Source organism: Spirosoma sp., from assembly GCF_048594605.1.
Classification (GTDB): Bacteria; Bacteroidota; Bacteroidia; order Cytophagales; family Spirosomataceae; genus Spirosoma.
Window position 1 is genome coordinate 1 of sequence record NZ_JBMDWV010000249.1, and the last position, 13,570, is coordinate 13,570.

The window sequence follows — 13,570 nt, forward strand, 5'->3', positions numbered from 1 at the left end:
AGCTGGAGCATGATCGCTTCGCGCAACAGAAGACCGTAAACTGTAAACAGTAAACTACAAGATCAGATCCGGATTCATTGGGCCAAAGTGTTTCAGCATCACGATGTTATCAGTCGATGACAGGTTCGTGATAACGACGCCTTCCCGGGCCGCTTTTTCGCTCACAAAAAACTCATCGTTGGTTAACTGACCGTAGCGAATCATGGTGGGCGTTTCGATAGCCCAATCGCCAATTTTGCCGTGTCCCTGCATCATAATAAAACCATAAGCCGCACTGTCTTTGATGGTTACGGTCTGGCCAGGGAAAACGGTTAATTCTTTAGCGCTGAACGCTTCATTTTTGTAGCAAACCCATACTTCGCTGTAGCCAGCGGCTTCCATTTCTGCTACGTCGCGAACGGGTTTTGGCCGCATGAATCGGTTGGCCATCATATTAGGATCGGTGTTGAGTTCCCAGTCGATGGCTTCCATCAATTGATCGTAATCACCGATACGGTCTTTGGGCGTACCATTCCAGAGCAGTTCTTCCGGAATAATCGCTTCATTCACCAGCGACTGATACATCGCAAATACGTCCGATGCTTTTTGGGGTTCGTATGTACAGAGGCTACCCGGCGCGTGAAGCAGTCCCGGTGGTACGTCCCAGCCGGTGCCGGGTTCAAGACGATATGCCGACGAGTAGTTCGTGATTTTGTTATCGCCCTTCGTAAAATTCTTCAGGCACTCTTTGATCTCCTCTTTCGTCGTGCCTGGCGCAATACCGATAAACGTGTACGGGAAATCGCCACCGTGGTTGTTCACCTGCGGAGGAAAATAATACGCTTCGGGTTTACCCAACTGCCCAATCAGCGCTGCTTGTTCGTCGTTGTGGTGCAGATGGTGCGGCAGAGGCCCCATGTTGTCGAAAAACTTGGAATACATCGGCCAGCCTTTATATTCGTTCCAGAGCCGATCACCAATCAGTTCGCCTTTCAGCTCGTCAACCGCATCTTTCAGCAGCAACTGGTGTTCGCTGCCGTCTTCATCCGTGAACACAACATGGCTCAACCCTTCGTTCTCGCCAGTTAACGGACCATTTTTGGCGGGTGTGGTCGAAGCGAACCAGCGTTCGTCGATGCCCCCCCGTTCACCACCCAATACGTAGTAATCGTCGGGGTGAAGTTTGATACGTCGACCCGGTACGCAGAAAGACCGGGGAACCCAGGTTGGGGTAAGCCGCAAAATGCCCTTTCCCTGTTCTAATGCCTTACTGGCCAAACTTACTACTGAGGTTGTTTCCATACGAATTTGTATTACGCTACTAGACTAGTTTTCAAAAATTCTTCAATCGCTGCACTATCCGTTAAAATCTCAATTTCGAGCTCATATACTCGGGTTTCACCGGGTTCCAGAAAAATAAGTTCATTTCTCTCGCGCGCCTTCGTCTGCCCAATCAGCGGATTTGTTGACGGTTCGAGGCCCGTTACGTACTCGCCCGGTCCCCAGTGTTGCCAGTTGATAAACCACGGCAATTGGGCTTTCTGGAAACGTAACGCCAGTGCCAGCCCGATTTTCGGATTGTGCAAACCCACTGTACACCACCCTGATTCATCGGGCGCTACGTCGATCGACGCGACGGCTTCACCCGTTCCGCGATGGGCCTCCAGGGGAGCCGGGCACTTTTTAAAATCGTTACGTTCGTTGAAAACCTGGTCGTTTATGCCGCCTTCGCGCGCGTGCCAGTCACCTTGCCAGACAATATCGGTTCCTTCATCGACCAGTGGCCAGCCACAATTGAAGTGATAGAGCAGCATGTGCGGTACTGACGTATTGCCCAGGTTGCTGACTTCGTCATGAATACGTAGTATTGGTTGTCCGAGCGTACCGGCAATGGTCCGTTTTAGCTCCAGCCGGGGACCAAAAATGCTCGTTTCGAACATCCGCCCTGTAATACTCATATCGAGCTTGCCACGTAGCGGATCGGGCTGAACGATGGATTCGACGGTAGCCGGAATATTGCTGATTTTACCATGCGCCCCGCGTTCGCCGTATGCGTCTGTTTCCGGGCCGCCTACGTGCGAGAGGCCGCAGGTTGTCAGCAATCCACCGCCGAATGTGCGAAGCCAGTCGGCGCCTTTATCCGAAAATGGCTGGGGCGAGGTAACGCCTGTGTGACTCAACCACGCCAGGCTGTGCTGATTAAAAAAGGCGTCGGCAATATCCATTGCCCGATCAAGTACCAGCTTGTAACGCAGCCCCGTTCCGGTATTGATCCAGGCGATACGTACTCCTCGTCCGGTGCCATTGTCCAGAACGGAGGTTTCTATACCACCAATCTGGGCTGCATTCGATACTTTATTATGCCAGGGTTGTTGTGTCAAGATTGTCTTCAATTAAAATTTATTCTCCACAGAGGCAGCGAGAACACAAAGATTTTATTCTATCCTGGTTTTGATTATCAGAACGTTGGGTTCTCAGTTCCTCTGTGGGCAATCATCACATCTCTTTTAACATCAGATTCCGGTACTGCACCTTCATGGGTGGCCCCACGTGTACCTGTACGCCCAATAAGCCTTTTGCTTTACCGTTGACGGTGTCGTCGTCGGTTACATCGCTCATCAGTACGTCGTTGATGTAATGCTGTAGGCGATTACCTTTAATGACCAAATGAAACGTATTCCAGTCGCCGGGTTTGATCAGCGTTTTAAGCGAATCCGAACTACCGAGTGAACCCACTACGTTCATGCCCGTCCAGGCGTTTCGACTAACTTTTGCCCGAATAGCTTCCGGTGTATTTTCGCCAGTATATGGCGCAATGGTTGTTTTCTGACCACGATACGCCAGCGTAGTACGTTTACGCTCTTCGTAGTTCTGCCCCGTGTAGTTATTCTTTCCGTCGATGTCGGCCTGATAACCACGTAGCGCAAACGGTACGTCGGTCAGGCGGTCGCTTCGGTAATTAATGCCCGAGTTACCCGTTTCGGTAATTTTAAACTCGCCTTTAAACTCGAAATCGGCGGGTTCGCCACCTTTCCAGATAATAAAATTGTTGGTTTTCAGTAACGTAGTAGGCGTAATCTCACCGGTCAGGTTACCATCTTCCACTTTCCAGTAGGTCGGATCGGCATCCCAGCCGTTGAGGGTTTTGCCATCGAAAATCTGGACGAAGCCCTTTTCTTTTTTACTCTTTTTTGCTTGCCCCACGCAGGACGTTCCCATACTACCCGTCAGAACAACCGCCAGTACAAGTCCCGTTGAAACGAATTTACTAGTCATTTTCATCAGCATCTTATTTCGTTTTTGATTGTGGTGGGTTTGAATTGCTTTAGTCATTCCGATTTATGGTCGGAATGACTAAAGCACTCTTATTTATTTTCCACCCGCTTTGTACACCTCGTTGTTCTGATTACCGCCCGACTTCAGATATGCCATCAGGTCTCTGAGCTCCTGCGGATTCAGGCTATTGATAAGCCCAGGAAACATAATTGATTCCTGTGAGTACCGCTTCGACGTAACGTCTTTCTTCGGTATTTTCCGGATTTCGCTGGCTGCGAACGGATTCTGGGAAATAGAGTAATTAACTTTATCCTCGTTCACTAGGCGACCTACGACCGACTGTCCATTTTTCATTACAAAGACCGTAGATGCGTATTGGTCAGAAACCGCTTTGCTGGGGTTGATAATAGCGTCCAGAATATCCTTATTGGAGAAACGGGTTCCGAGCTGAGTCAGGTCCGGACCAATATCGCCACCTGACCCCTGCATGGCATGGCAACTGCTGCACAAAACCGCTGCATAGATTTTCTTGCCTGTCACAAAATCAGGGGCGATTTTACCCGTATCGACCGCAGCAACGGCATTTTCCAGCGTCCAGCGTCGACCGGGGCCTTTGGGTGTATAATCGCTCTTCACAATGTCATTGCCGGAGCTGGTCAACAAATCAGCGCCCGACATTTTATTGTACTTCTCGAACTGCTCTTTCGGAACGTGTTGTAATGCCAGTTTCCGGGCCCGATCAATGAAGCCAACGTAGCTGCGTCCACCTTCAAATTTGAACGCATTGCCAAACCAGCTAAAGTATTTGTCGCGCAGTTCGGGCGTCCAGCCGGCATCTTCGCGGCTTAGCATCACGGCATAATACGTTTGCTGAAGCGGTGGTACTTTCGCCAGCATCTTAGCAATATCCATACCGTATTGCGGGTTGCGCAGAATCAGGTCATTGGAAGCCGTGGCAGGGTCCAGATCCAAATCCTTCATGCCGGGTTCGGTTTTCAGATCCATCAGAGCCAGCGTTTTGTTCACTACGTTTGGCGCTTCCAGATAGATCAGATCCTTGCTCAGCCCCCGGTTAAGCAGTGCGCTTTTTGCTGGGAAATGAGGATTCAGGTAAGCAACGATTTTTGCTTTATCTGCCGCTTCGGGTGCCCCCATTCGCAGAAAAATCAATTCGAACGCACGCGTTACGTCAAACTTCTGCGGTTCCGACAATTTGTTGAAGTCGATTTTCAGTAACGTAGCAATCGCCTTGCTTTTCAGATCGGCGCTTCCCTGACGTGCCAGCGCTACAATGGCCTGTATAGCCCGAACCGGATCAGTTTCGGCCAGTGCTTTTTCCTGCCACTGCGCTACAGGCTGGTGTTCAACGGCAATCCGGGCTGCGTAGCGTACAAACCGGTCTGGGTGGTTCAGGTTTGGCCAGGCAGCCGCAATGGCCGCCGGATTGGCTCCCTCGTGAAATTTCTCCAGGCTGGTTCTGAGCTTATGTTCGGCAGTCAAGGTTGGCGTTAAGGGCGACGTATTGGCATCATTGCCACCGTAATAAACCCGGTACAGATCAGACTCTAACCGACGGCCACCCGTCAGGAAATACATCGCACCGTCGGGTCCAATGACGCCGTCGGTCAATGGCAACGGGGTTCCCGAAATAAATTCTTCCCGTTCGCCTTCATACGAAGCGCCTTTTGGTTTTAGATGGATTGAGTAGATAATACCGAAGCTCCAGTCGAATGCAAAGACCGACTGACGATATTTTTGGGGGAATTTGGCATTCATCCCCGACATTACGTTCGTAGGTGAGCCCTGGCCAATGTTTACGATAGCCGGAAGGTTGTCGGGATTACCGGGCAACCATTTGCTGTTTCCTGTACGCCAGCCAAATTCGGCTCCACTAGGTACGTGGCAAATTCGGGTTGGTCGGTACCAGGGCAGGCCAAAGTCCCACTCCATATCCGAATCGTAGGTAAACATATCGCCCGCTTCGTTGAATGCTACGTCGAATTCATTGCGGAAGCCTGCGCCCATCAGTTCCCACCGTTTTCCTTCCGGGTCAATTTTAGCAATCCAGCCGCCGGGCGCGTACCGGTCGTTGGCGTGTCCGCGAGGGTCTTTAATCAGCGGAAACAGGTTATCTTCTTTCCAGTTCGACGGTAAGCGGTACGCATCCATTTGTGGTACGTCGGTATGGTTACCAGCAACGACGAAAAGTGACTGTTTATCCGGCGACAGGACGATGCTGTGCGGACCGTGCTCGCCCTCCCCTTTCAGCTCTCTCATCATAGTCACTTTATCGAACTGGTCATCGCCATCCGTATCCTGCAGGCGGTACAGTCCACTAGTCTTCGGAAACTGCTTGCTGGGGCGGTTGTTGACCATTACGTACAGGCTGTTGAAGGCATACAGCAACCCCTGTGCATAGCCCATTCCAACGCTGGTATCTTTAGCAATCACCAGTTTTTCAACTGTAGGCTTCGTTGAACCAGAGCCGACGGCCGGAATTTTCAATCGGTACAGACCGCCGTATTGATCCGAAGCAATCATGCGTCCTTTATCGTCGAATGTCATTGACACCCAGGAGCCTTCATGGTTTTCAGAAATGCTGTACAGATGCTCAGCCTTAAAACCAGGCTGAAGCTTGAGTTTATCAACTTTGGGATTTTCGGCACCCTGCCGGTTATTTTCCGGATAGTGCAGGCTTACCCAGGACGCCCCGAGCAGAACGAGCCCTGAGACCACTAATCCGAGTTTAGCCTTGTTGAAATTAGAATTCATAGTTTTTCATAGATAAGGTTCAAAGAAAGTTACCGATGCGCATCAGAAGTGCGTTCTGCCGGTAGTCAGTTCGCAGTTGTATTCAGGTAATAAGAGACGAGTAAGGAAGTTATTTACTGTTATTTTTTGTTGTTGTGATCAGCGGATTAAGCGAATGCAGAACAGTATTTAATTAACCATAGAGGCACAAAGCCCGTAACACTTTGGCACTCTGTGCCTCTACAGTCAAACATATCAGAAATACGGAGTCAGTGCAGATTCTACAGCTGGCAGCGGATAGTATATATCCAGATTTGTAAACGCGTTTGGTGGCGGAACAGCGCCGGCCGGGAAGTAGTACGCAGCAGGGTTCGCTTTTACGCGAGCACCGTATGCGCCAATAATCTCCTGCACCCGACCGGTTCTCGTCAAATCAAACCAGCGCTTGTTTTCGAAGGCCAGCTCAACGCGTCTTTCTTTAAAGATTGCTTCCCGCATATCCGCCTGCGACGACGCTGTAGTAGCAGCCAGTCCGGCCCGTGCCCGTACCTGATTCAGATGCGGAGCAGCCTCAGCTGTTTTGCCCTGTTCATTCAGCGCTTCGGCCAGGAACAGCAACACTTCAGCGTAGCGATAAACCGGCCAGTTCTGTCCTGTGTTGTTGTGCAACGAGTGCGTGCGTGCGTATTTTTTGATGTACGGATAGTCTTTGTTTTCGCGCAGGCTGGTACTCAATCGAACCGTTCCAATCGAAATAGCTTTCCGTTTATCGTTCGCTTCGTAAGCAGCAATAATATCCGGGGTTGGAATGTTGTTACTCTCCTGTGAGGTTGCCTGCGGGTTCGATGTACCTGTAATGGGAGCTATTTCAGCCGCCGTAATGGGCGACGGAATGAACCGGTAAATCTGGTTACCATTAAATCCTGCAGCGCCCTCCATGTACTGGATTTCAAAAACCGACTCAAGATTATTCTTGTTACCTGCCGTGGTTGAAAACGCATCGTTGTAATCAGCCATCAGTTGATAGCCATCGTTGGTTACTACGTCTTTCATCAATGCTTCGGCCTGCGCCCATTTTTTCTGGGTCAGGTACAGATTAGCCAGTAGTGTTTTAGCCGCGCCCGACGTAGCGCGTCCGGCTTCCTGGGTCTTTTTGTTCAGCAGATTTTTGCTGGCATCCGTCGCATCTTTCTCAATCTGCGCATAGAGTTGTTCGGTTGTGGCCAGTTCAGAGGCTGCGTCCTGCCGACCGGTAACGGGCACCAGGTGTAGCGGCACTCTGCCAAACAAACGGACCAGATCGAAGTAAGCAAATGCCCGCAGAAACTGCGCCTGACCTTTCAGATTATTCTTGACGGCATCGCTGGTGAACGTTAGACCAGTACCGTCAATCAAGGACAGTATCTGGTTAGCCCGGGCAATAACGACGTAGTTTAACCGATACTGTACCAATACGTTATCATTGGCCGTAACCTTAGCGCCCCCATCCCCTGTTCCAACCGGAATGGCAAAATCCGCAACGTTCTCGGTAGCATCCACAGCGCCGTACAGCGTATTACGTGCATAATACGTATTGTCGGAGTGCATTTCCTCAAGTACCCACGCCCGTTCGTTGTACATCTGCCGAAGCGGTACATAAGCCCCGTTGACAGCTTGTTGAAAGTCGGCTTCCGTCTTGAAGAAGGTGAGCGAACTAAGCTCTGTTTCGGGTATTACACTCAAAAAGTCTTTGCTGCAGCCCGTCAATGCAATGGCTAGTAAGGCGGCTGCTATATATTTTCTTTTCATTTGAAACAAGTTTTTTAAGGATTAGTCGCTGACGCCAGCAACGTAATACTATTGTTTTTAGAAGTTCAGGTTAACGCCGATTGTATAGGTGCGTGGAACTGGGTAGTTCGACCAATCGACGCCCTGGCTCAGGTTTCCACCATCACCACCACCATCAGCCTGGCCGCTGGTTTCTGGATTTGGCCCACCCCAATAGTTGGTGAAAATATATACCTGCTGCGCCGACGCATACACCCGTGCCGATTTGAAGAGTTTGTTGATGGCGCCAATGCTGTAACCCAACGTAATGTTTTTGATCGTGAAGAACGACGCATCTGCCAGGAACTGCGTGCTGTTCCAGTCGCGCTCTATACCGGTGAAGTTACCACCATTATTGACCGCGCCGAACTGACCAGCTCCCTGCGTAATTACGTTGGTAGCTACGCGGGTTGGTACGTTATTGATGTTCTGAATGGTGTTCTGCACACGGAAACGATCTTTTACGCCCTCCACCATGTTGAACACACCATCCAGATTGGCTGTGCTATACAGGTGACGAACCCACAACTGGTTGCCGTACGAACCGGAACCCGTAATCGAAAAGTCGAAGTTTCCGTATTTCAGGTCATTTGTGATCCCGTACGTAAATTTCGGAAATGGATTGCCGATGATCGTCCGGTCGTCCTGGTCACCACCATACGTAATAACACCATCACCGTTCACGTCTTTCATTTTGATAGTTCCGATGGCCGAACGACCAGGAATAATCGGCGACGTGCGGAGTTCTTCAGCATTCTGATAATATCCCTCCTTAACCAGACCATAGAACTGACCAAATGGCTTACCAACCTGGGTGATGTGGAATGTACCATATACCCGATCGATTCCTGGAGCTAGCGCTATTACCTGATTGCGGTTGATCGAAACGTTCGCGTTCGTTGTCCATTTTAGCCTGCCGGTCGTGTTTTTGGTAGTCAGCGAGAATTCGTGTCCCCAGAATTTAATTTCACCGATATTATCGTTGAAGTTAGTAAATCCTGATTCCTGTGGAACCTGCACAGCGTACAACAGATTAGTAGTACGTTTCGTGTAGAAATCGTAAATGAACTGAATCCGGTCGTTAAACAGGCCTAAGTCCAGGCCAGCATCAAATTGCCGGGTTGTTTCCCACCCCAGATTTGGATTGGCCAGCGTTCTAATAACCGAACCCGTCGCTACAGTACTGCCAAACACCGCATTGGTTGTATTATTCACCAACGCATACGAGGTGTAGTTACCAATGTTATTATTTCCAATTACTCCGTAGCTAGCCCGTATTTTAGCAAATGACACTTGTGGTGTGCTTTTGAGGAAATCTTCATCCGACACTACCCAACCAACCGAAGCAGATGGGAACGTACCAAACTGGTTGTTAGCCCCAAAGCGAGACGAGCCATCTGCCCGAATAGCCGCAGTAAACAGGTATTTACCTTTGTAATTATAGGTCAGGCGAGATAGATAGGAGGTCAGCGTCCATTGGTTGATCCCATTGTTTGTTCCACCCCGATTTATGTTGATTGCCCCCTGAATGGTTGGCAGTCGATCATCGGAATACGTATCGGCCTGAATACGGCTAAACTCCTGACGGTACCACTGATTCGTGAAACCAGCCAGCAATTCAAAGTTATGGTCGTTGAAGCTCTTCGAATATGTCGCCAGGTTTTCGTTCAGCCAGGACGTATTTTCCAGTCCCTGCCGAATCGAAACGGCCGTAGTTGGGATCGGCACGTTGATCGAACTGGTAGCCGTTGATGGGTTAAAGAAGAAGAACTTCGAGTTTTGGTATTCGATGTTCATCGTCGATTTCAACGTCAGTCCCGTAATTGGGCGGTACTGAACGTAGGCATTAGCCAGCAGGTTCGTATTCTTGGTTTCATTGATCAGCTCGTTGGCGGCCCGCACCCAGTTCGGATAAGCGTAAATATTACCAGTGCTGCTCGGCAACGTATTGAATTTGGTTAATTCGCCGTTGGCATCCCGAATCGGCATGATCGGCCAGGTGTGCAGCGCATTGAACAGAATCCCGGTGCCCCGGTCGCCATCGGTACGGGGTGTATTATCGAACACATACGACGGTGCTACGTTGAAACCAACACTCACCCGATTCGAGAGGTTGTAGTTCGAGTTCAGACGTAGTGAGTACCGCTTATATTTATTGTTTAGCACCACCCCGTCCTGATTGAAAATACCCGCTACCAGCGACGTGTTCGACTTTTCGGTATTGTTCGACACACTCAGGTTATAGCTCTGAAGGGGCGCTACACGGAGTAAGGCATCGTACCAGTCGTTGTTCTTTCCTTCGTATTGGGCAGGATTTTGAAAGATGTCGGGAACAGGAAGCAGTTGATCTTCGTAGAAGTCTTTCTTGAACTGCGCAAACTGGACGGCATCCAGCATTTTGATCCGTCCTCGTACTGGCACTTTTTGCAATCCAGTAAAGGCGCTGAAGCTCACATTCGTTTGGCCGGGTTTTCCTTTTTTGGTTGTAATCAGCACAACGCCGTTAGCCGCCCGTGAACCATACAAAGACGTAGAAGCCGCATCTTTAAGAATCGAAAGATCCTCAATTTCGTCTGGGTTGAGTTGGGCAATATTCCCAGTGATCGGGAATCCATCCACTACGTAGAGCGGATCACTACCGGCCGAAACCGAAACCTGCCCCCGAATTCGGATGTTAATTCCCTGACCAGGTTTACCCGTTGTCTGGTTGATTTGTACACCCGCCAGTCGGCCCTGTAGTTTCTGGCCGATCTGCGATACCGGTAAATCTTTGATTTCGGCTGCACTAACGGTCTGAACGGCGCCTGTTACTTCTTTTTTCAACTGGCTACCGTACCCAACAACAACGACTTCGTTCAGGGTCTGGTCACCGGCCGTCAGAGAAACGTTCAGGGTTGTTTTTCCAGCCACAGGTACTTCTTTGCTCTGGTAGCCGACAAAGCTGAACACTAACACTGACTGGGCATTTGGAACCGCAATCTTATAGTTACCCTGTTCATCGGTGTTCGTCCCTTTCGCACTTCCTTTCACAACGACACTCACACCTGGTAAGCCATTCCCTTTCTCATCGAGAACCTGCCCCGACACGGTAATATCTGCAGTTGGCACTTTTACGGCTAACCGTTCGGTGTTGGTAGCACGCATGGCTAACAACTGTCCACTGGCTGAAATACCCTTTTTCTGTAAAATTGTCTGCGTTCCCTGGGCGAAACTGGGAACCGCGCCTGCCATCATACTTAGCGCTGCTAACTGATAGAGTCGTTTCATGGATTATTAGAATAAGAGATAGGATAATAGACGCGTACTGGCTTAAAAAAAAGCCAATTCAATTGTCAAATATTACCAGGTTTGCTCCCTTAACTTTCCCATACATACCCAACTTTGGCATTATTTGGGTAATTTTCTTGGAATTTTCAATATTTCCAGAGCTACGAACGCGTCGATTCGGTAAGAACAACTATGAGAATATATGCCTGCGCCAGTGGACTAATTAATTGATAAACACCTCGTCAACCAGCAGTAGCCCCTGTTTACCTTTGCTGGGATGCCATTCCGGAAGTTTCGAGACAGGCTTTGCGATTATTTTTAAATAGGAAACCGTCTGCGGTTTGAATGTGCAGCCTACAGCTTTCAGAACAGGATCACTTTTGGGAGCAGGTAAGTTTGGATGAGTGGTGGTGATCAGCTTCAGTTGATCCCGGCTGTTGCCTCCCCATATTTCAATTTCAGCTGGTGGGAAAATCCCCGTTTCTGGCTCGATCATTGTTCGTAAATCGACCGACGAAATACTAATCGGCTTTTTAAATTCAGACACCAGTACCAGATCATTTTTCCGGACACCGGCCCAGTTATTAGCCCAAGCCGGACTATTGGCATTCAGCGTACCCAGTTTATGGTCAAAAAACGTATTGGCCCCTTCTGCCTGATGAACCGGATTCAGCGGCATAAGCAAGGTCGCGCTGTCGGGCTTGTAGCCGCTTTTATAGTAATTGAACGTAGCAACAGGGCTACTGAACCAGCCTGATTTATAGGCCTTCGCTTTGATTGTTGTGCCTTCTGTAATGATTGTTTTACCATCACAAATGGGCGAGTTGATACTATCAGGATCGGTTCCGTCGGTTGTGTAGCGAATCTCTACCCCTTTTACCGGGTGTTTTAACTGAATCGGCGTCGACTGGGCAAAAATGGGCAAATTCTTAAGTTGGGGCGGATTTAAACGAATGGGCTCACTTTTTTCGCCGTCAAAACCGGCAATAAACTGAATGGCAGGATATGATTTCTGGAGTTGATGAATCTCAGCCTCAGTCAGTCCCGTTTCCCAAAGCGCCACGGTTTTCAGGTTTTTGAACGTACCCACTTGCTTCTGCAAATCAGCATATTTTACCGGCGTTCCTGATAGAGCGAGGCTTTGCAACTGTTTTAACGGTGCCAGCTGATTTAGCTCCTTACCTGTAATATCGGTAAAATTGACATCCAGCTTTTCCAGGTTTTCAAACTGACTAATGTATTTTAAATCTGCATCTTTAACCGGCAACTTGTTCAGATTCAGATACACTACCTGTTTTTTGATAGAGCTCAGCTCCTGAAGTTTCTCCGACGAATACGCTGCCTTATTGTACAGATTAACAGCCAGCGCGGGCGATTCTTTCGCCAACGGGGCAATGGTGCGGTAATCCGTATTCAGTTTTTTAACGGTTTCATCGTCAGCCGCTTCGAAGGCGAATTCTGTTTTCGTTTGTTGCTTAGGTTTGAACAGCGTAGTTGCCATGATACGTAGTGAATCCGTAGCGGGTAATTCTACAACCTTTCTGCTGAACTCTGCACGCCCTTTCACCCACAAGGCTAAAAGCTTGATTTCGGTTGGTGTTAACTGGGCTTTCCCGGATGGCGGCATATGCTTTTTTTCTTCTACCGGTAGGTGTATACGTTTCAGCAATAGACTAATGTCGGGTTGTCCTGCTACGTATAACTTTCCACTCTTGCCGCCTTTCTGAATTGATTCGGCGTCGGTCAGGGCCAGCTCTCCTTTCAGCTTATCGGGATTATGGCAGCTCGTACATTTCTGCTCAAAGATGGGTTTAATAACATCGTTGAAAACAAGCGCCTGCTGCAAATCAACGGGGTCGGTATTCTTCTGCTTCTGAAGGGGCGCTGTAATAAAATTTTCGCCGTGCGTGATAACGGATCCATAATGACCTGCCCCAATCAGAACAACGCTCATCAAAACCGCTCCCGACTGAGCCATTACGGGCGTATACCACTCTCTGCTACGTGCCCAATAGATAAGAGCTGCCAGAAAGAATGTAGCAACACCTGTCCACTTATGCCATTGTACTACGGTTCCTGTATAGCCATCCTCTCGGGAAAGAAATAGACCCATGATGACCGTAACGGCCGCCAGCAGGGCCCCCACCAAAAGCAGGTTGGCCGAAAAGGTCTTGTAAAACTCAGAAAAACTGGCGGTGTTGCTTTCCGACTGAACGGTTACGCTCGCCTTGCGAAAACGAAACGCTTCCACGACTACCGCCAACAGCAGAATAACGATTGGAAAATGCAGGATCAGCGGATGCATTCGCCCAAGGGGTTGCAGCCAAACCGGAATAACGATTTTGGTTTCGAAAGCCAGCAAAACCAAAATAAAAACCGCCGAAGCAAATAGGGCCTGTTCTAATAGCCCAACCAACTTTTTCTGCATTTAGCAACTTAGTTCGACCCCACTGAGGTCATATGTTTATAGAGGTAATAATTGCTATAAATA

The 13,570-nt window shown here is 49.2% G+C and carries 7 protein-coding genes; all 7 read right to left on the reverse strand.

Features of this window, described 5'->3' with window-relative positions; all coding sequences use genetic code 11:
* Positions 1-54: 54 nt before the first annotated feature.
* Positions 55-1,281 carry a class I mannose-6-phosphate isomerase gene (locus ACOJS8_RS15430; RefSeq protein WP_420149437.1) on the reverse strand — a complete coding sequence of 409 codons (1,227 nt, stop codon included), beginning with the start codon at positions 1,279-1,281 and terminating at the stop codon, positions 55-57.
* 11 nt (positions 1,282-1,292) lie between these two features.
* On the reverse strand, positions 1,293-2,360 hold the full coding sequence (locus ACOJS8_RS15435) for an aldose 1-epimerase family protein (protein WP_420149438.1): 1,068 nt from the start codon (positions 2,358-2,360) through the stop codon (positions 1,293-1,295).
* 115 nt (positions 2,361-2,475) lie between these two features.
* Complete coding sequence (locus tag ACOJS8_RS15440; RefSeq protein WP_420149456.1) at positions 2,476-3,267, reverse strand: 3-keto-disaccharide hydrolase; 792 nt, start codon at positions 3,265-3,267, stop codon at positions 2,476-2,478.
* A gap of 81 nt (positions 3,268-3,348) precedes the next feature.
* Positions 3,349-6,027: a heme-binding protein gene (locus ACOJS8_RS15445; RefSeq protein ID WP_420149439.1), complete on the reverse strand. Its 2,679-nt coding sequence runs from the start codon at positions 6,025-6,027 to the stop codon at positions 3,349-3,351.
* A gap of 234 nt (positions 6,028-6,261) precedes the next feature.
* Complete coding sequence (locus tag ACOJS8_RS15450; RefSeq protein ID WP_420149440.1) at positions 6,262-7,794, reverse strand: RagB/SusD family nutrient uptake outer membrane protein; 1,533 nt, start codon at positions 7,792-7,794, stop codon at positions 6,262-6,264.
* A gap of 57 nt (positions 7,795-7,851) precedes the next feature.
* Positions 7,852-11,079, reverse strand: a complete 3,228-nt coding sequence (locus ACOJS8_RS15455) for a SusC/RagA family TonB-linked outer membrane protein (RefSeq protein ID WP_420149441.1) — start codon at positions 11,077-11,079, stop codon at positions 7,852-7,854.
* A gap of 223 nt (positions 11,080-11,302) precedes the next feature.
* A complete protein-coding gene (locus ACOJS8_RS15460; RefSeq protein WP_420149442.1) occupies positions 11,303-13,507 on the reverse strand; it encodes a c-type cytochrome domain-containing protein in 2,205 nt (734 codons plus the stop codon).
* Positions 13,508-13,570 lie beyond the last annotated feature (63 nt).